Genomic DNA, 18531 nt, shown 5'->3' on the forward strand with positions numbered 1-18531 from the left:
GGACACGCAATGGTTGAGATGCGTGATTACAGGAGCTGACATGGCGACACCGCAGACTGCAAGCACCCCTTACTACTATGTTCCCGCAGCGTCGGGGTACCCCATCTGGGCGGCAGCCGGCTTGTTTTTTGTAGTGCTGGGTGCCGGGATGTGGGTGAACGGCCACCAATGGGGCATGTGGAGTTTTGTGTTTGGCCTGTCGTGGTGGCTGGTGGTGCTCTACCGCTGGTTCCACGAAGCAGCCATCGAAAGTGAGCAGGGGCTGCTGGGGCGCAAGATTGATTTGTCTTACCGCTGGAGCATGAGCTGGTTCATCTTTTCGGAAGTGATGTTCTTTGGCGCTTTCTTTACCGCCTTGTGGTGGGGGCGGGCGCACTCCGTGCCGGCCTTGGGCAGTTTGGACAATGCCTTGCTGTGGCCTGGCTTCAGCGCCGTGTGGCCCAGTGTGATGCCAGGTGCCACCGCTTCTCCCGCAGGTACGGTCGAAGCCTTTCAAACCGTGGGCCCGTTTTGGTTGCCCACCATCAATACCGCGTTGCTACTGACTTCTGGCGTCACACTCACCATTGCGCACCATGCGTTGCGACTGGGGCAGCGCGCCAAAACGGTGGCTTGGATGTGGGTGACCGTGTTGCTGGGCATCACCTTCTTGTGTGTACAAGGCTATGAGTACTTTCACCTCTACACCGACTTGAACTTGAAGATGTCTTCCGGCATTTTTGGCTCCACCTTCTACTTGCTCACGGGCTTTCACGGCTTTCACGTGTTTGTGGGGATGTTGATGCTGCTGTTCATCACCCTGCGGCTGCAAAGTGGGCATTTCACGGCCGAGCGCCATTTCGGCTTTGAAGGTGCCGCTTGGTACTGGCACTTTGTGGACGTGGTGTGGCTGGGTTTGTACATCCTGGTGTACTGGATGTAGGGTTCAGGCTGCGGCCTAGCGCAGAGCCGCAGCAAACTGGCAGCAACAACGACTGAAACAATGCATAAAAAAGAGCGGTTGGCGTACGTAAATATTGGGTTTCAATATGAAAAAGCATTGAAGCCCAATATCTTCAAGCGCCAGCAGCTCTCTTTTTTATTTCAACGCGAGACGGGCAAGCCCGTGGGCTGGATGTACCCCAGCTTCCACGCCAGCAGCAAACACACAAACAAGACCACCGACAGCAGCACCCGCACGGTCAGGGCGCGGGCCATGTTTTTGCTGCGCTGCTCGTCACTGTGCGCATCGCTTTTGCGCAGCATAAAAAAACCGGCGCTGGCAAGGCTGACCACAATGGCCAGCAAGAAAAGGGCGATGGCATATGTCATGCCATCCATTATCGGGAGGCCTGTATGACGCGCAAGCGGGGCAACCTGCGGTGGTGGATCGCCACGCTGTGTGGCGTCTGTGGGGTGTTGCTGGGCATTGCGCTGGGTTTGTGGCAGCTGGATAGGGCGGCGCAAAAAAAGCAGTTGCACGCAGCAGCGCAGGCACAAGCGGATGCACCCTTGCTGGATGCGGACTTGCTCAGCCAGCGTTTTGCGCACAATCTGCAAGATGCTGGCGCGTGGCTGCACCGCCGCATTCAACTTCAAGGACAGTGGCTCGCTGCCTATACGGTGTATCTGGATAACCGCCAGATGCAAGGGCGCCCCGGTTTTTATGTGCTGACGCCGCTGCAACTGGCAGATGGCGGCGTGGTCTTGGTGCAGCGCGGCTGGATTGCGCGCAACTTTCAAGATCGCACCGCGCTGCAGCCCGTCACAACACCGGCTGGTAGCGTGCAGGTGCAAGGGGTGCTGGCAGGCCCGCCCGCGCGGCTGTATGCCTTGGGGAAAGAGGATGTTGCGCCGTCGTCGCAGCAGCCCCGTATTCAGCAAAATTTGTCGCTGCCAGCCTATGCCAAGGCCACGGGGCTGGCGTTGTGGCCTCTGACCGTGGTGCAAACGGGCGCTGCCAGTGAAGGGCTGCTGCGTGACTGGCCCCAGCCCAGCAGCGGCATTGCCACACACCAAGGTTATGCCTTCCAATGGTTTGCCATTGCCGCAGTCCTTGCCACCATGTTGCTGTGGTTCCAATTTTTGCGCCCTCGCCGGCGCCGCCTTTCACGCCATGCCATCCAAACACACTGATTTGCAGCCCTTGGGGCTGACCGTTCACAGCACGCCCAGCATGCACCGCCTGGCACAGGGCGTGCAAGACCATGCAACTCAGCGCACAGGCCGCTGGAAAATGTTTGCTGTGCTGTTGGTGTGTGCAGCGCCGGTGATTGCGTCGTACTTCACCTATTACGTGGTACGCCCGGATGGGCGCCGCAATTTTGGTGCGTTGATTGCGCCGCAAAAAGACATGCCTGCGGCACTCATGGCCACGACGCTGGAGGGGCAAGCTGTGCCCCTGTCTTCATTGAAAGGGCAGTGGCTCTTGCTCAGTACTTCGGATGCGGCATGCGATGCACAGTGCGAAACCCATTTGTATTTACAGCGCCAACTGCGCGAAGGCTTGGGGCGAGAAAAAGACCGCCTTGATTGGGTGTGGCTGATTCAAGATGGGCAACTGCCATTTGGGGCGCTGCAAACTGCGCTGCAGTCTGCGCAAGTGCTGCGGGTCGATGCCACGGCCTTGCAAACGTGGCTGCAACCGCAAGAAGGTGCCAAGCTGTCCGACCATTTGTATGTGGTGGACCCGCAAGGGCACTGGATGATGCGCTTTCCTGCACACCTGGACAAAGCGAGCGCACCGCAGGCCAAACGCGATTTGGAGCGCCTGCTGAGGGCATCGTCTTCTTGGGATCAGCCTGGGCGCTGATGCCTACAAGCCTTTGCAGAGGTCGTGTTTGTTTTTGCGGTTATGGTTATGCGATTGATTGACTGGATTGTTTGACTGAGATTGCCATGCACAGAAGACGCGCTTTGCACTCCCTGCTGGTGGGGGCAACCACCCTCACCGCAGCCTCTTTATTGCTGGGCTGCAAGCCTGAAAAAATGAGCTTTGAAGGGGTAGACATCACGGGGGCTGCTTACGGAAAAGACTTTCCTTTGTTCGATACACAGGGCAAGCAACGCTCGGTGCAAGAATTCGCAGGGAAAGTGGTGGTGGTTTTTTTCGGTTACACCCAATGCCCTGATGTGTGTCCCACCACATTGCAAGAACTGGTGGAGGTGAAAGCCGCCCTGGGCCCGCAAGGCGATCGGGTGCAAGGCGTATTCGTTTCGCTGGACCCCGAGCGAGATACCCCTGAAGTCTTGCAGGCCTATGCGGCTGCGTTTGATCCTTCCATGGTGGCCCTGACTGGCTCGGCAGAGCAGATCATGGCGGTCGCCAAAGACTTCAAGGTCTTCTTCAAAAAGGTGGAAGGCAAGCAGCCCGGCAGCTACACGCTGGACCATTCCGCAGGTATGTATGTGTATGACCCCAAGGGGCAGCTGCGTGTCTACCACCGTTATGGCCAAGGGGCCGCCGCACTGGCCAAGGATGCCAAAGCCTTGCTGGATGAAGCAGCTGCGTAAATAGCGGCGCAGCGCAGGCTCCCTGCGCTTTTGATGCAAATTTTTTGCGTCAAAACAGATTCATTTTGTAACTTGCGCGGTAGCATGTTACGGATGTGCTGTTTTCACCCGGTTGGCGGTGCACGGCCAGTCATCCTTGTATGAACATTAAAGCCGCAAGCTCCAGCACCGAGTCTGAACCTATATCACCGCATGCATTGCCCTCTTTTATCGGCGGTGGGCCGCACACCGCTGCGGCAGCGGTTGTGTGGGGAGAGTGGGTGAGAGAGGCATGGAATGCCGCGCCCGATGGCATTTTGCTGGTCGACAGCAGCGGCACCATCATCTCCAGCAATGCAGCCATGAGTTTGATCTCTGGCTTTGCACAAAATGAGCTGGAAGGCCAAGCTGTCGAGATGCTGGTGCCCGAAAGCATGCACGCTTCACACAAGGTGGATGTGCATCGCTTCTTCTTGCAGCCCAGGCGCCACAGCATGGGCATGGGGCGCACTTTGTGGCTGCAACGCAAAGATGGAGCCCACGTTCCTGTGGACATTGCACTGGGCAACTTTGACCGTGATGGCGCTCCGCTGGTGGTGGCTTTTGTGCGTGATGTCACAGAAATGCGCCGCTTGGAAGAGCGCATGCAATACCAAGCCACGCACGACATTTTGACGGGACTGCACAACCGATGGTCATTCACCCAGCGTCTGCATGAGAGCCTGCAGCAAACGCAAGTGACGGGCGAGCCTGTAGCTCTTTTGCTGCTTGATCTGGACAACTTTAAGTCGATCAACGATGGCTACGGACATGCTGCCGGTGACCATGTGCTGCAAGAGGTGGCCAAACGTTTGAAGTCTGTGATTCGCAACCAAGGCGTGCTTTCACGCCTGGGCGGGGATGAATTTACGGTGCTGGTGCCTGACACTGATATGGAGCAGGCCCAGTCTTGGGCACAGCAAATTTTGTTTGCCATGTCTACGCCATGCCGGTGGGGGCATGTGCTGCTGGACTTTGGCGCCAGTATCGGCGTTGCCATTTCTCCGACCGACTCTCGAGATCCATCCACGCTACTGCGCTATGCGGACATGGCCATGTACCGTGCAAAAGAGCATGGCCGTGGCAACTTTGTGTTCTACGAAGACAGCATGGGCCATGAGATGGCTGAGAAAGTCTTGCTCTCTGAGCGCTTGCGACTGGCATTGGGCTATGAAGGCATCAAGTTGTATTACCAGCCGCAGATCGATATCCGCACCGGGCAAGTCTGTGGTGCCGAGGCCTTGGTGCGCTGGAAAGACCCGTTGCTGGGAGAAATTACGCCAGATCGCTTCATCCCTGTAGCTGAATCGTCCGGCCTCATTATTGGGCTGGGCAACTATGTGCTGGATGCGGCCTGCAAGCAGGTCAGTTTGTGGCTGCAGCAGGGGCAGCCCGTGCGCATTGCGGTGAATTTGTCGGCGCAACAACTGCGCCAGCCCAACTTGGTGCAGTTGGTGCGAGATGCCTTAGAGCGTTACCAAGTGTCTCCGTCTTGGTTGGAGCTGGAAGTGACGGAAACGCAGGCGATGCAAGACCCAGAGCATGCCTGCCGCATGCTGGCTGAGTTGGCGGGCCTGGGGGTAAGTTTGGCCCTGGATGATTTTGGGAACGGCCATTCTTCATTGGCATATTTGCAGCACTTGCCGGTTCAGCGGCTGAAGCTGGGAAAAGACTTTATGCGTACGGGGCGCTTGGGCAGCAAGCTTTTGCGGGCGATGATTCAGTTTGGCCACGCTTTGAATCTGCAAGTGGTGGCGGAAGGCGTAGAAACTGAGGAGCAGCGCAGCCAGCTAGAAGCGATGGGCTGTGAGTGTTACCAAGGTTGGCTGGCTTCGAAAGCGATGACTGCTTTGGAGTTCGAAACATGGCGCAGCCAGCGCTGACATTGCCTGAGCAGCTATAAAAAATCCACCCGAAGGTGGATTTTTTTGTATGCATAGGGCGGATTACTGGTTGCTGATTTTTTGCTCTTTAATCAGGCGGCTTAACTCCGCTGTATCTTTCTGGATGCGATTGGCCAGCCCTTCCGGGGAAGTGCCAACCATTTGCCAGCCTTGCTGGAACAATTTTTCTCGCACGGCAGGGCTGCGGGCAATCTCTACCAGCATGGCCGCCAGCTTGGTGCGGATCTCTGCGGGCATGGAGCTGGGCGCCGCAAACGCATTCCAAATTTGCAGGTCAAAGTTCTTGATACCAGCCTCCGCCAGGCTCGGAACGCCAGGGGCCAAAGCACTGCGGCCGCTGGAGGTCACGCCAATCAAGCGCAGCTTGCCGGCTTGCGCCTGGGCCATGGCCAGCGCAGGGGGCAGCAAAGCCATTTGCAGTTGGCCGCCCATCATGGCCGTAGCAACTTGGGGGTAGCCGCTGTAGGGAACATGGATCGGCGCAATACCGCTGCGCGCTTTCAGCAGCTCGGTGCCGAGGTGACCAATCGTGCCCACACCGGGGGTGCCGTAGCTCCAGGTGTCACCCGCTTTTTGTGCCGCCGCAAAGAAAGATTGGGCATCGGCATTTTGGGGAACCCCGGGTTGCTCGACGGGAGCGGTCAACACCAGCGGCGAAACGCCAATCAAGGTCAGCGGTGCCAAGTCTTTGAGGGGGTCATAAGGTGTGGCAGGGTTGAGGATTTTGGCAATCGTCATATTGCCATTGATCATCAAACCAATCGTATGGTTGTCGTGGGCGCGGGCCACTTCGGTAGCGCCAATATTGCCGCCAGCCCCCACTTTGTTTTCCACAATAACTGGCTGGCCCAGTAGCTTGGACAAGGGCTCCGAGAAGGTGCGAGCGGTCAAGTCGGGCGAGGAGCCACCTGGGAAACCCACCACAATGCGTACCGGTTTGGTGGGCCAGGCAGCCGTAGAGGCTGCAAAAACAGAACTGGTGGCAGAGGCTGCCACCAAAGCAGTACCTGCAGCCAATATGGTGCGGCGAGCAATCAAAGAGAGGGTGGTCATCGTGCGTTGAGCATAAAAACTGCAAGAAGAGAAAAATCCTTGCAGGAAAAAAAGAAAGCCCGAAGATTATCCGGGCTTGCGTGGGCAGCAATCTGGCATATTTCAGCCAGACCGCGCAAGAACGTTTTTAGGCGAACTCAGTCAGCGCTTTTTTCATCTTTTTCATAGCAGCCACTTCAATTTGGCGAATGCGCTCAGCGCTCACACCATACTCTGCAGCCAGCTCATGCAGCGTCATGCCGCCCGTGCCGTCATCGTTGACCTTCAGCCAGCGCTCTTCTACGATGCGGCGGCTGCGGTCATCCAGCATTTCAAGGGCTTGGGCAATGCCATCGGTTGCCAAGACATCACGTTGGCGTGTCTCAATCATATTAGTGGGCTCGTGCGCCGCATCCGACAGGTAAGCGATAGGCCCAAAAGCGTGCTCGCCATCGTCACTGGGGCTCGGGTCCAGTAGCACATCACCGCCCGACAAGCGGGTTTCCATCTCCATGACTTCTTCGCGCTTGACGTTGAGCTTGGCGGCCATCGCGTCAATCTGCTGCTCCGTCAAGGTTTCGCGCAGCGCCAAGTCGTCGTCCATCACGGCATCGGCTTGCATGCCTTGCTTCATGGAGCGCAGATTGAAGAACAACTTGCGCTGGGCCTTGGTGGTTGCCACTTTGACCATGCGCCAGTTCTTCAAGATGTATTCGTGGATCTCTGCCTTGATCCAGTGCATGGCGTAGCTGACCAGCCGAACGTTTTGCTCGGGGTCAAAGCGCTTGACGGCCTTCATCAGGCCCACATTGCCTTCTTGGATCAAATCGCCCTGGGGCAAGCCATAGCCCAAATACTGGCGCGAGATAGACACCACCAAGCGCAGGTGAGACATGATCAGACGCCCAGCGGCATCCAGATCATTGTGTTCTTTGAGTTTGCGGGCGTAGTCCTGCTCTTCTTCTTGAGTGAGCATAGGCAGGCGGTTCACCGCTGTAATGTAGGCATCCAAGTTGCCCAGCGGAGGTACCAATGCCCAAGGATTCGCAGGTGCCAAGGCCGAAGCAGCGAGGGTGCCGGTTGGGTTTGTCATTGCACTGATCCTTTCATCCATTGCTTCATATTAGCACTCTCTAAGACCGAGTGCTAAGCCATAAGTTCCCATGAGGTTGTCAGTTGGTGGCTGGCTGCGCCTGCGCCGTGGGAGTATCGAGTTTCGACCAACACTCTTGTAGAGTGCGCAAGCGTTTGCAAGTTTCAAAAAAAGTTGAATGTGTGATGTGGGAAAGTCCTTCTCGGCCTGTGGCTTTTGTGTGTTTGGCGCTCAGCATGGCGCTGGTGGGCAGTTATGTGGCGCTGTCCAAGCCGTTGGCGGCCTTGTTCCCTGTTTTTTTGCTGGCGTGGTTGCGCTTTGGTATTGGCGCGGTGGCCATGGCCCGCTGGCTGCAAAAGTCACCGGGCGACGCGCCCTTGGCACCACGCACGCGGTGGTTGTTGTTTCTGGAGTCCTTCTTTGGCAACTTCTTGTTCACGTTGTGCATGGTGACAGGCGTGAGCCTGACGGGCGCGGTGACGGCCGGTGTCACCATGGCTTCCATTCCGGTGGCAGTGGCCCTGCTGAGCTGGTTATTGCTGCGCGAGCAGATCATGCCGCGCACGTGGCTGGCGGTGGCGCTGGCCGTGGCGGGGATTGCGCTGTATGCAGCGGCAAAGCCAGCGGAGGTAACCACTGCCCATGCGTATGCCTGGCTGGGGCAGTGGCTGCTGGTGGCGGCGGTGCTGTGTGAGGCAGCCTACGCCGTGATTGGCAAGCGCTTGACGGCGGTGCTCAGCCCCAAACGCATCAGCGCCATCATCAATGTATGGGGCTTTTTGCTGTCCACGCCTATGGGCTTGTATGTGGCGTGGCAGTTTGACTTTGCGGCCGTCAGCCTACCGATGTGGGGGCTGCTGCTGTTTTACGCGCTGGCCGCTTGCGTGTGGACGGTGTGGTTGTGGATGACCGGGTTGCGCGCTGTGCCCGCGGCGCAGGCGGGCATTTTTACGGTGCTGTTGCCCATCAGCGCTGCGCTGGTGGGGGTGCTGGTGCTGGGCGAGCACATCAGTGCACTGCAGTGGCTGGCGCTGGGTATTGCCTTGTTGGGTGTGGTTGTGGCGACTTGGCCCGCGCGCAAAGCCTGAGCGTAGGCCGCTGGCTGTTTCTGCACAATCGATGCCTATGCAAGATGCACTTTCTCTTTCTCCAGTGGCCGTGGTGACCACCACCGTGGCCACGCAAGCGCAGGCGGACCATCTGGCGCAAGGCGCCGTCACAGCCCTGCTGGCGGCTTGTGGGCAGGTGGAGCCCATCACTTCCCACTATGTGTGGCAAGCCCAACTGGAGCAAAGCGCCGAATGGCGCGTGGTGCTGAAAACGCTGCCGCAGGCTGTGGCGCCATTGTGGGCGTGGCTTCAAGCACACCACCCTTACGAGGTGCCACAACTGTTATTGCGCACCGAATACGCCGATAGCGCCTATGCCGCATGGGTGGCTGCCCAGGTGCAATTGCAATTGCCCGATGGCGGCGGGTGATGCAATAAAAAAGGAGCTGCTGGCGCAGGCTTACCAAGCATTTCAATATGAAAAGTATTGGAAACGGTTGTTTTATCAACGCCAGCAGCTATGAAAAAAGCCCCGCATTGCGGGGCTTTGATGGGAGAGGGCAGTCGGCCTCGGGCCGCTCAGGCCAGCAGGGCCTGGGCAAACTCCTTGGCGTTGAAGGTTTCCAGGTCTTCCACCTTTTCGCCCACGCCGATGAAGTACACGGGAATGGGGCGCTCTTGCGCAATGGCGGCCAGCACGCCGCCTTTGGCGGTGCCGTCCAGTTTGGTGACGATCAGGCCGGTCAGGCCCAGCGCCTCGTCAAATGCTTTGACCTGGTTGAGCGCGTTTTGGCCGGTGTTGCCGTCAATGACCAGTAGTACCTCGTGCGGGGCAGAGCCATCGGCCTTGCTGATCACCCGTTTGATTTTTCTCAGCTCTTCCATCAGGTGCAGCTGGGTGGGCAGGCGGCCAGCGGTGTCGACCAAGACCACGTCTTTCTTGCGCGCTTTGCCAGCGCTGACGGCATCAAAGCTGACGGCGGCCGGGTCACCGCCAGCCTGGCTGATGATTTCTACCGTGTTGCGGGTGGCCCATACGCCCAACTGCTCGCGCGCGGCGGCGCGGAAGGTGTCGGCAGCGGCCAGCAGCACGGATTGGTCGTGGTCGGCCAGGTGCTTGGTCAGCTTGCCAATTGACGTGGTTTTGCCTGCGCCGTTCACGCCGGCCACCATGATCACGGTGGGCGTGTGCGCACCAATTACCAGTGGCTTTTCCAGCGGCTTGAGTAGGTCGGACAGCGCAGCAGCCAGCAGCGCCTTGACGGCGGCGGGCTCGGTGGTCTTGCTGTCTTTGACGCGGCGCTTGAGGTCGTCCAGCAGGTGCAGGGTGGCTTTGACGCCGGTGTCGGCCATCAGCAGGGCGTCCTCCAGCTCCTCGTACAGGGCATCATCAATCTTGGTGCCCGTGAACACCGTGGTTATGCTGGTGCCGGTTTTGCGCAGGCCTGCCTTGAGGCGGTCCATCCAGTTACCGCGGTCACCCACAGCTTCGGGTTTGGCCTGGGGCTCGGGGGCTTGCGTAAAAATTTCGGGCGCAGGCACTTCTGGTGCGACACTGTCAGGAACTTCTTCCTTGTCGCCCATACCGAAGGTATTGCGCAGCCAACCGCTGACCGAAGCGGGCTTGGCGGCAGGGGTCGAAGGCACCGCTTCCACGGGGGAAGCAGCGGCGGGTGCGACGCCCTCAGACTGCTCTAGGGCAGGAGTGGTGTCGGCTTGTGGGGCTTTTTTCTTGAAAAAACTGAACATTGGCGGGTTCTTAGAATCCTGCATTCTATGAAACGAACTTTATCCCTCCTAATGCTGGTGGCCAGCCTGAGTGCTGCAGCCGAGAATTCGGCGCCAGCGGGCACGATTTCCACATCGCTGAATGCGTGGGCCAGCGCGCAAAAAGCCAATCCGGCCACGGCGGTGCAGCAGTTCACGCTGGCCAACGGTATGCAGCTGATTGTTCAGCCCGACCGCCGTGCACCCACGGCGGTGCATATGCTGTGGCTGCGCGTGGGGGCCATGGAGGAGGTGGATGGCACCACCGGCGTTGCCCATGCGCTGGAGCACATGATGTTCAAAGGCAGCCAGCAACTGGCGCCGGGTGAGTTTTCGCGCCGTGTGGCGGCCTTGGGTGGGCAGGAAAACGCCTTCACCAACCGTGACTACACAGGCTATTACCAGCAAATCCCTTCCAACCGCCTGCGTGATGTGATGGCGCTAGAGGCAGATCGCTTTGCCCACAACCAATGGCCCGATGCCGAGTTCACCAAGGAAATCGAGGTGATCAAGGAAGAGCGACGCATGCGCACCGAAGACAACCCGCGCGGCATGTTGTTTGAGCAGTTGTCGGCAGCCGTCTTCATGGCCAACCCCTATGGCCGCCCTGTGGTGGGCTGGATGAACGATCTGGACGCCATGACGGCCGATGACGTGCGCAACTTTCACCGCGACTGGTATGTGCCTGCCAATGCAGCCATCGTTATTGCGGGGGATGTGGATGTGGCCCAGGTCAAAGCCTGGGCCGAGGCCACCTATGGCCAGATTCCTGCGCGGCCATCGGCAGTTGGCAAGCCCCGCGAAGAGCCGCAGCAAATTGGCGTGCGCCGCATTGAAGTCAAGCAGCCCGCTGAGCAGGCGTTTGTGGCCATGGCCTACCGCGTGCCCTCCATCCGCAACGTCGAGAACCTGACTGCGCAAGACAAAGACGCCCTGGCCCTGCTGGTGCTTTCTGCGGTGCTGGACGGCTATGACGGTGCTCGGCTCGAGCGTGCCTTGGTACAGGGCAAAGACCGCGTGGCCGACAGCGCCAGCAGCTCTGCCAGCGTTATGGGGCGAGGGCCGGCGCTGTTTATCTTGTCGGGCGTGCCCGCCAAGGGCAAAACGCCTGCCCAGCTGGAAAAAGCATTGCAGGCGCAAATTGCAAGAATTGCCAAAGAGGGCGTGAACGCGGCAGAGCTGCAGCGCGTCAAAACACAGTGGCTGGCCTCACAAATTTATGAGCGCGACTCCGTGATGGGGCAAGCCCAGGGCTTGGGTAATTACTGGGTGCTGGGCATGCCGGTGAATGCCGATGATTTGCTGGTCAAGGCCTTGATGGACATCAGCGCCGCCGATGTGCAGCGCGTGGCCGGCCAGTACTTCCGGGCGGATCAGTTGACCGTCGGCACCTTGGTGCCCCAGCCGCGCCCTGCAGGCCAGACCGCACGCCCCGCATCGCCTGTGGATGCCAACACGCTCCAGCACTGAACCCCACGGAAAGCTTGATGATGAAGACGAAAACAATAGCTGCTGGCGCTTGGCTGGCTTGCACCTTGGCTGGTTTTGGCGTGAACTCTGCCTGGGCCGTGCTGCCCATTCAGCACTGGCAACAAGCTTCGGGCGCCAAGGTGTGGTTGGTGGAAAGCCCCAGCATTCCCATGGTGGACATTCAGGTGGCATTTGATGCCGGTGCGCGCCGAGAGCCGCAAGACCAAGCAGGGCTGGCCACCGCACTGGCCATGATGACGGACAAGGGGGTGAAGGCCCAGGGCCAGCAGCCCGCACTGGATGAAAACGCCTTGGGTGAAGCCTGGGCTGATTTGGGGGCCTCGTTCGACGCGGGGGCCGGCAAAGACAGCTTCAACTATTCGCTGCGCAGCCTGACAGTGCCTGATTTGCTGCAGCGTTCGGTGCAACTGGCGGCCCGCCAGATTGCCCACCCCAGCTTGCCTGCCGACGTGTGGCAGCGTGACCGTGCGCGCTGGAGCGCATCGATTGCAGAGTCGAACACCCGCCCCGGCACCGTCGCAGGCCGCGCTTTTACCCAGGCGGTGTATGGCGGCCACCCCTACGGCTGGCGCACTACCGAGCAAACGCTGGCCAAGATTGATGTGAAAGCCATCCGGGCGTTTCACGACCAGTACATCCAGGCTTGCCGCGCCAAAGTCAGCGTGGTGGGGGCGGTAGACAAAGCACAGGCCGATGCCTTGGTGACGCAACTGCTGTCGCAATTGCCCAAAGACGATGGCAAAGGCTGCCAGCCGCTGCCAGCCGTGGATGAGGTGCCTGCGCTGAAGGCCGCGCAAGATGTCCGCATCCCCTTCCAGTCTGCGCAGGCGCAGGTGCTGATCGGTCAGCCTGGCATCAAACGCAATGACCCAGATTTTCTGGCCCTGCTGGTGGGCGACCACATTCTGGGCGGGGGCGGGCTAGTCTCGCGCCTGATGGAAGAGGTGCGCGAAAAGCGGGGGCTGACGTATGGCGTCTCCAGCAGCTTCTCGCCCGGGCTGCATGCGGGGGCCTTTGTGGTCAGCCTGCAAACCCGCCCCGATCAGGCCGAGCAAGCGCGCCAGGTGGCGCAGGAAACCTTGGCTAAGTTTGTGGCAGAAGGCCCTACGGAGCAAGAACTGCGTGATGCCAAGGACAATCTGATTGGTAGTTTTGCGCTGCGTATCGACAGCAATCGCAAGCTGTTGGCCAATGTGGCCAACATCGCTTGGAACGATTTGCCCTTGGACTATTTGGACCATTGGACGGACAAAATCGAAGCCTTGACGGTGAACGATGTGCGCAGCGCCATGCAGCGTGCGATCCAGCCGGATCGCATGGTGACCGTGGTGTTAGGGGGAAAGAAATAATGGGTCGCAACAGTTATCGCACGATCGAAGAAGCCTTGGCGTTGGAAGCGCGTCTGAAAAAACGCGAAGCCTTCAAGCAAGCAGAAGCCGAAGCCTTGGCCGTGGCTGCCGGCAAAAAACCGGGCAGCAAAGCGCAAAAGCCTGCCAAGCCGGGCAGCGCTGGCGCGGGTGAAGTGCGCATCATCGGTGGCCAGTGGCGCCGCACACGACTGGCTGTGGCGCAGCGCCCGGGCCTGCGCCCCACGCCCGATCGCGTGCGTGAAACGCTGTTCAACTGGCTGGGCCAAGACTTGGGTGGCTGGCGCTGCATCGATGCCTTTGCGGGCACTGGCGCTTTGGGCTTTGAAGCCGCATCACGTGGTGCGGCGCAGGTGCGCCTGGTGGAAAACGATGCAGGGCTGGCCCTGCAGCTGGAGCGTTTGGCACAGCAGCTCAAGGCCGAAGGTGTGCAGGTGCAGCGCGGTGATGGCATTGCCGCGCTGACGCAGAGCGCACCAGGCCATTGGCATGCCATTTTTGTGGATCCGCCTTTTGGTGCCGAAGCGCTGTTTGTGCCTGCCATCAAGGCCGCAGCCCATGCGGTGGCCGACGATGGTTTGATCTATCTGGAAGCGCCGCGCGCGTGGACGGATGAGGCATTGGCTGAATTTGGGCTGCAGCAGCACCGTTATTTGAAGGCAGGTGCAGTGCATGCACATTTGCTGAAAAAGATCGCTGTTTAAAACGCGGTGTCTTTAAATTTATAGCTGCTAGCGCTTTTTACATAAGCGTTGGCAGCTATTTTTATGCCTAAAACTTCCAAAGGCATAATGCCCGCCATCATTGAAAAAAGCATGGAGACCGCTATGGCCGAGCACGTGGTTGCCGTTTACCCCGGCACATTCGACCCGATCACTCTGGGGCATGAAGACATGATCCGCCGCGCCAGCGCCATGTTTGGCACGGTGGTGGTGGGCGTGGCCATGGCCCACCACAAGAAAACCATGTTCACCCTGGACGAGCGCATGGGATTGGCGCGGGCCGTGTTTGCCGATGTGCCGAACGTGCGCGTGGAAAGCTTTGATGGCTTGGTGCGTGATTTTGTCTTGGCACAGGGCGCCACCGTGATGGTGCGTGGTTTGCGCTCAGGCACCGACTTTGATTACGAATTTCAGCTGGCGGGCATGAACAAACACTTGCTGCCTACGGCAGAGACGGTGTTCCTCACGCCCAGCGCGGAAACCATGTTCATCAGCAGCACCTTGGTGCGCGAAATTGCTACGCTGGGTGGCGATGAGGTGCGCAAGTTTGTATCACCTACGGTGCTGCAAGCCCTGTTGGCAAAGCTTGCACGCTGAAGGGAAAGCCGTTGGAAGAGGGCTACCTGACTTCTCGTTCTGTCGCTAGCGCGTGGGCAGCCCACCGCATGCGGTGCTCCATGACCACTTCGTGAACAAACTGCAGCTTGGTGACTGCACCGGGTGACGGCGCAAAGGGGTAGGCATCGCTGTGCCCCAGGCTGCGGTTGAGGCTGTTGAGCATCAGGGTGAGCGGCACACACTGTTGCAAGATGTGCTCAAACGGTGTGTGGATGGGGGTGAACGGATCTTCCATCGGCGGCCAACTGGCCAAATGCCCCGGAAGACGTAACTGCACCCGGTAGCTGGCGGCAGTTTCTACCAAGTCCATGGTGTGCAGGTAATGGGCCCATGTCTCTGCCCAGTCCTCCCAGGGGTGGGTTGCCGCATAGGCGCTGATGTGCTGTTGCTGCCAGCCATCAGGGCCAGCGGGCCCACGTGCATAGTGGGCTTCCAAGGCTTGGGCATAGTCTTGGCGCTCGTCACCAAATAAAGCGCGAAAACGAGGCAACCATGCCGAGTCTTTGATCAGCACATCCCAAAAGAAATGACCAGACTCATGGCGCAAATGCCCAAGCAGTGTGCGGTAAGGCTCAAACATGGCCAATCGGCGCCGTGCCCGTTCATCATCATCTGCTTCTGCCACGTTCAGGGTGATGGTGCCGCTGGCATGCCCCGTCATGACCGGTGTTTGCCCCGGCTGATCTTCCAAAAAATCAAAGACAGGGGCTGGCAGACCTTGCAATGAGGTCAGTTGCAAACAGGACAGCGTATAAAAAAGATAACGTTTGGCGTTCTCGAGCTGGTTGGCGCGCAGCAGGTTCTGTGGATTTTCAAAATTGGGCAACCAGCGGGTCTGGCGGCAAGAGACGCAATAGGACTGAGTGCCATCAGCATCCGTCGTGAAGTTACAGGCAGCACCTTGGCTGCTGCGGTTGTGGCACATGCGCAGCAAAGGCGTTGTTTGCTCCAATGCGGGCGATTGCGGCACCCACATTCCCGGTGTGCTGTCTGACGGTGCCAGTGCCGCCATGCGCATCTGTTCTGGCACAAAAGCCAGGGAGCAGCCGCAATGCACACAGCTGGTGCTTTCAAAAAACACCAGATGTCCGCAATGGTCACAGTTAAAAGCGCGCATAGAGGTTGAGCTTAGCGAGGAATCCGGGAAATAAAAAATGCCGACCTCATTGAGGTCGGCAGTGTGTAGTGGGCACCACCTTTTGTGCAAAGGCGGAGTTCACCCGCTTGGGCTGGATTTAAGGGCGTACCACGATGCTGTTGCGCACGGATACCACGCCCTTCACACTGCGTGCGAGTGATTCTGCACGGTCTTTCTCGGCCTGGCTCTTGGCAAAGCCAGATAGCTGCACGGTGCCCTTCAACGTCTCTACGCTGATAGATGTGGCCGCCACGTTCTTGTCTTCGGCAAACTTGGCCTTGACCGCCGTGGTGATGCCTGCATCATCCACATAAGAGCCTACGGTTTGCTGGTTGCGGGCGACGGAGCAGCCTGTGGCACCAATGATGGTGGCACCGACCAAGGTTGCAAAAGCAATAGCACGGGTGGTTTTATTCATAGTTGCCTTTCTGCGTTGGAAGTAAGTGGTGCAAGACGCCATGTGGCACCCCTGCACTCTGAGGGAAAAGTAAGGTTTTTTTAACGGCGGCGGCCAACTAGGAAAGCAGCGGCTACCGCCGCTCCTGCCGCTGCGGCCATCAGCATGGATTTGCAAGGCTGTTCCACAACATAGCGTGTGGTGCTTTCCGCGGCTTGTTGGAATTGGCGGCGTGCACGGTCAGAGCTTTCAGCGCAGAAATTGATACTTTTGTGGCAAAACTCTTGGGCGCGTGCTGTCAAGTCATCAATCGCGGGGCTGAGTTCTTTTTCTACAGCGCGAACACCTTCTTGCGCCTGATCGAACGCATTGCGTGCAGCTTCACGGGTAGTATGAATGGCTTCTTGGGCCGAGTTTTCAGTGTCTTGTACAAACTCTTTGGCACTGGCCTTGGCGGTGGCGGCTGCGTCTTTCACAGCCTCCTTGGTGGCATCAGCAGCTTCCGCAATTTTCTTCTTCGAGTCTTCGATATGGGTCATAACAACTTTCTCAGTACATATTGATAGGGTGCGGTGCGCGTACAGCGCAGCGCAAGACCAATGGCGGGGTTAGCCCTTTTTTTTCAGCAGGCTCATGACGAACGTAACCACTGCCATGACCACGAAGATAAAGAACAAAATTTTGGCAATACCGACAGCCCCAGATGCAATGCCACCAAAACCAAAAACGGCGGCAATCAGAGCGATGATGAGAAATACAACGGCGTAATGCAGCATGGACTAGCCTCCTCAAGTTGTTTGCAATGTGCAGCGCCGCATGTTGCGTACAGCGCTTTCACCAGTGCCTTCACTGTAGTGAGATGCAGGACGCAGCTGTGCCAGTACTGCGTGCCCATGTGTGTCAGGTTGCTGCGCTGCGCTGGGTGCGTGATGGCCTACGCTAGTGCCGATGTGTTTCAAGGTGCATCGTTGCGCAAAAAAGCCACCCTGAGGTGGCTTGGTAGAGAGGCGTAGATGTGGCTCAGGCTGTAGCCAGTGCCTCGGTGGTGCTGGCACCGGTGGGGATGACCGCTGAAATAGTGGTCCCCTCGCCGATTGCAGAATTGATGGTCAGGCGCCCACCCGTGGCTTCAACGCGATGGCGCATGCCGGCGAGACCGTGGGAGTTGGGCCGGATAGATGCCAGGTCAAATCCCTCGCCGTTATCTTGAATTTGCACTGCGACATAGGTGGGGTAGTTGTGGACGCTGACTGCAATTTTGCTGGCTTTGGCGTATTTGCCAATATTGGTCAGCGACTCTTGCACCAAGCGGTAGATGGTCAATTCGGTCGCATCTGGTAGTTCAACAGCTTCCAAATTCGCGTCGACTTCAACACCAATACGCTGTGAGAACTCGTTGGTCAAAATCTCTAAGGATGTAGAGAGGCCTAGATTGGCCAACGACGAAGGACGCAGGTCTTCCACGATGCGGCGCTTGAGTGCAATCCCGCTGTTCAGCGTTTCCGTCAGGTGCTTGACGCGGTCGGCAACTTCGGGGTTGGACATTTCGATCTTGGACTTCAAGCGTGCGACATCGAGTTTTGCGGCAGTCAACAGCGCGCCCAGTTCATCGTGCAGCTCGCGTGCCAAATGCCCGCGCTCGTCTTCGCGGACTTGTTGCAAGTGATTAGCCAACTCTGTCAGGGTGGCAGTACGCTCGCGCACCAGTTGCTCCAAGCGTGTGCGCTCTTCCGACAGCAGGGCTTGCTCCCGCTTGTGCAAGCGCTCGACGATATTGTGCTGGCGCAGGTACAGGTAAAAAGCCAGCAGGCCTATGAGGGTGATCGTGGCAACGCCCACACGCGCCCACACCAGGGAAGACTGCACTTCATCTTGATAGCGCTGGGCTTCTTGCACGACAGACTCTTCCAGCTCACGCGAGAGGGTGCGGATGCTGTTCATATCGCTGTTGCCCATGTCGGTGAACATGACAAACTTCAACGCATCGGCATTGCCTTCGCGAAACAGCTTCAGGCTTAAATCCATTTCCGCAGTTTTTCTCGCAATGCTCTGGCCCAATGCCAGAAAAACGTCGGATTTACTGGGGTCGTTCTCGATGTTTTTTCGAATGTTTTCTAAAGACCTGGAAATATCTTTGCTTGCTTCTTGATAAGGCTCTAAATACTTAGGGTCATTGGTCAGTAAATAGCCGCGCAAACCTGTCTCGGCATTGAGCATGTCTTTCATCAGCACACTGATCGAGGTACGGATGTCGTATGCACGCGTCAGGTTTGTAAGCAATTCGCTTGTTTGTTTGTAGCCGTATTCGCTGACGCCAATCATGAGGCATGCCGCAAGGATTGCCAGCGGCAAACTAATGGCCATACGGCGTAACGTTGTCCAATTCACAGTGATTCCTCCAACTGACGTTCAGTTTGGGGCAGATGGTGGACATAATCAAGTT

Annotated in this window: 20 protein-coding genes; 11 read left to right on the forward strand and 9 right to left on the reverse strand. The window is 58.2% G+C overall.

Translation table 11 applies throughout. From position 1 onward, the window contains the following. The first annotated feature begins 40 nt into the window (after positions 1 to 40). Positions 41 to 922: a cytochrome c oxidase subunit 3 gene (locus B3R00_RS09850; protein WP_219162666.1), complete on the forward strand. Its 882-nt coding sequence runs from the start codon at positions 41 to 43 to the stop codon at positions 920 to 922. 161 nt (positions 923 to 1083) lie between these two features. On the opposite strand, the gene B3R00_RS09855 is transcribed toward B3R00_RS09850, so the two are convergent. Then, the gene (locus B3R00_RS09855) at positions 1084 to 1311 is read right to left on the reverse strand and encodes a twin transmembrane helix small protein (protein WP_286998864.1); all 228 of its coding nucleotides are present in this window, start codon (positions 1309 to 1311) and stop codon (positions 1084 to 1086) included. A 24-nt stretch (positions 1312 to 1335) separates the two neighbouring features. Here B3R00_RS09855 and B3R00_RS09860 point away from each other — a divergent pair, with 24 nt between their 5' ends. The 4 genes from B3R00_RS09860 to B3R00_RS09875 all read left to right on the forward strand — a co-directional run bounded on the left by B3R00_RS09860 (position 1336) and on the right by B3R00_RS09875 (position 5393). Further along, on the forward strand, positions 1336 to 2115 hold the full coding sequence (locus B3R00_RS09860; protein WP_286998865.1) for an SURF1 family protein: 780 nt from the start codon (positions 1336 to 1338) through the stop codon (positions 2113 to 2115). Continuing rightward, the gene (locus B3R00_RS09865) at positions 2096 to 2791 is read left to right on the forward strand and encodes a hypothetical protein (protein WP_286998866.1); all 696 of its coding nucleotides are present in this window, start codon (positions 2096 to 2098) and stop codon (positions 2789 to 2791) included. The genes B3R00_RS09860 and B3R00_RS09865 overlap by 20 nt, the downstream gene beginning before the upstream one ends. A gap of 86 nt (positions 2792 to 2877) precedes the next feature. Then, positions 2878 to 3492 (forward strand): SCO family protein, encoded by a 615-nt coding sequence (locus B3R00_RS09870; protein ID WP_286998867.1) that lies wholly within the window; start codon positions 2878 to 2880, stop codon positions 3490 to 3492. Between the two features lie 140 nt (positions 3493 to 3632). Next, the gene (locus B3R00_RS09875) at positions 3633 to 5393 is read left to right on the forward strand and encodes a putative bifunctional diguanylate cyclase/phosphodiesterase (protein WP_286998868.1); all 1761 of its coding nucleotides are present in this window, start codon (positions 3633 to 3635) and stop codon (positions 5391 to 5393) included. 63 nt (positions 5394 to 5456) lie between these two features. On the opposite strand, the gene B3R00_RS09880 is transcribed toward B3R00_RS09875, so the two are convergent. Further along, positions 5457 to 6467 (reverse strand): Bug family tripartite tricarboxylate transporter substrate binding protein, encoded by a 1011-nt coding sequence (locus B3R00_RS09880; protein ID WP_286998869.1) that lies wholly within the window; start codon positions 6465 to 6467, stop codon positions 5457 to 5459. A 127-nt stretch (positions 6468 to 6594) separates the two neighbouring features. Beyond that, entirely contained in the window at positions 6595 to 7539 is a 945-nt protein-coding gene (gene rpoH / locus B3R00_RS09885; protein WP_286998870.1) for an RNA polymerase sigma factor RpoH, read from the reverse strand. Between the two features lie 185 nt (positions 7540 to 7724). Between rpoH and B3R00_RS09890 the strand changes: the two genes are divergently transcribed. Together B3R00_RS09890 and cutA are read left to right on the forward strand one after the other, a co-directional pair. After that, positions 7725 to 8627 carry a DMT family transporter gene (locus B3R00_RS09890; protein WP_286998976.1) on the forward strand — a complete coding sequence of 301 codons (903 nt, stop codon included), beginning with the start codon at positions 7725 to 7727 and terminating at the stop codon, positions 8625 to 8627. Positions 8628 to 8664: 37 nt separating this feature from the next. Beyond that, positions 8665 to 9018: a divalent-cation tolerance protein CutA gene (gene cutA, locus B3R00_RS09895; protein WP_286998871.1), complete on the forward strand. Its 354-nt coding sequence runs from the start codon at positions 8665 to 8667 to the stop codon at positions 9016 to 9018. A 149-nt stretch (positions 9019 to 9167) separates the two neighbouring features. Here the strand turns inward: cutA and ftsY are convergent, their stop codons facing one another. Then, positions 9168 to 10337: a signal recognition particle-docking protein FtsY gene (ftsY, locus tag B3R00_RS09900; protein WP_286998872.1), complete on the reverse strand. Its 1170-nt coding sequence runs from the start codon at positions 10335 to 10337 to the stop codon at positions 9168 to 9170. 27 nt (positions 10338 to 10364) lie between these two features. Between ftsY and B3R00_RS09905 the strand changes: the two genes are divergently transcribed. From B3R00_RS09905 to coaD, 4 genes are all read left to right on the forward strand, one after another. Continuing rightward, positions 10365 to 11825, forward strand: coding sequence for a M16 family metallopeptidase (locus B3R00_RS09905; RefSeq protein WP_286998873.1), 1461 nt, complete (start codon positions 10365 to 10367; stop codon positions 11823 to 11825). Positions 11826 to 11842: 17 nt separating this feature from the next. Then, complete coding sequence (locus tag B3R00_RS09910) at positions 11843 to 13195, forward strand: M16 family metallopeptidase (protein ID WP_286998874.1); 1353 nt, start codon at positions 11843 to 11845, stop codon at positions 13193 to 13195. Next, a complete protein-coding gene (rsmD, locus tag B3R00_RS09915; RefSeq protein WP_286998875.1) occupies positions 13195 to 13917 on the forward strand; it encodes a 16S rRNA (guanine(966)-N(2))-methyltransferase RsmD in 723 nt (240 codons plus the stop codon). Before B3R00_RS09910 ends, rsmD begins: the two co-directional genes overlap by 1 nt. Before the next feature lie 123 nt (positions 13918 to 14040). Further along, positions 14041 to 14532: a pantetheine-phosphate adenylyltransferase gene (gene coaD / locus B3R00_RS09920; RefSeq protein ID WP_286998977.1), complete on the forward strand. Its 492-nt coding sequence runs from the start codon at positions 14041 to 14043 to the stop codon at positions 14530 to 14532. Between the two features lie 22 nt (positions 14533 to 14554). Here the strand turns inward: coaD and B3R00_RS09925 are convergent, their stop codons facing one another. The 5 genes from B3R00_RS09925 to B3R00_RS09945 form a co-directional block, all read right to left on the reverse strand. Next, complete coding sequence (locus B3R00_RS09925) at positions 14555 to 15670, reverse strand: zinc-binding metallopeptidase family protein (protein ID WP_286998876.1); 1116 nt, start codon at positions 15668 to 15670, stop codon at positions 14555 to 14557. Positions 15671 to 15788: 118 nt separating this feature from the next. Further along, positions 15789 to 16109 (reverse strand): BON domain-containing protein, encoded by a 321-nt coding sequence (locus tag B3R00_RS09930; RefSeq protein ID WP_219162652.1) that lies wholly within the window; start codon positions 16107 to 16109, stop codon positions 15789 to 15791. Positions 16110 to 16189: 80 nt separating this feature from the next. Continuing rightward, positions 16190 to 16627, reverse strand: coding sequence for a hypothetical protein (locus B3R00_RS09935; RefSeq protein ID WP_286998877.1), 438 nt, complete (start codon positions 16625 to 16627; stop codon positions 16190 to 16192). 69 nt (positions 16628 to 16696) lie between these two features. Beyond that, positions 16697 to 16864: a DUF1328 domain-containing protein gene (locus B3R00_RS09940; protein WP_174864200.1), complete on the reverse strand. Its 168-nt coding sequence runs from the start codon at positions 16862 to 16864 to the stop codon at positions 16697 to 16699. Between the two features lie 244 nt (positions 16865 to 17108). Continuing rightward, the gene (locus tag B3R00_RS09945; protein WP_286998878.1) at positions 17109 to 18476 is read right to left on the reverse strand and encodes a CHASE3 domain-containing protein; all 1368 of its coding nucleotides are present in this window, start codon (positions 18474 to 18476) and stop codon (positions 17109 to 17111) included. Between the last annotated feature and the right edge of the window lie 55 nt (positions 18477 to 18531).

The sequence above is a fragment of the Comamonas sp. UBA7840 genome (genome assembly GCF_002501455.1).
In the GTDB taxonomy this organism is placed as follows: domain Bacteria; phylum Pseudomonadota; class Gammaproteobacteria; order Burkholderiales; family Burkholderiaceae_C; genus Comamonas; species Comamonas jiangduensis.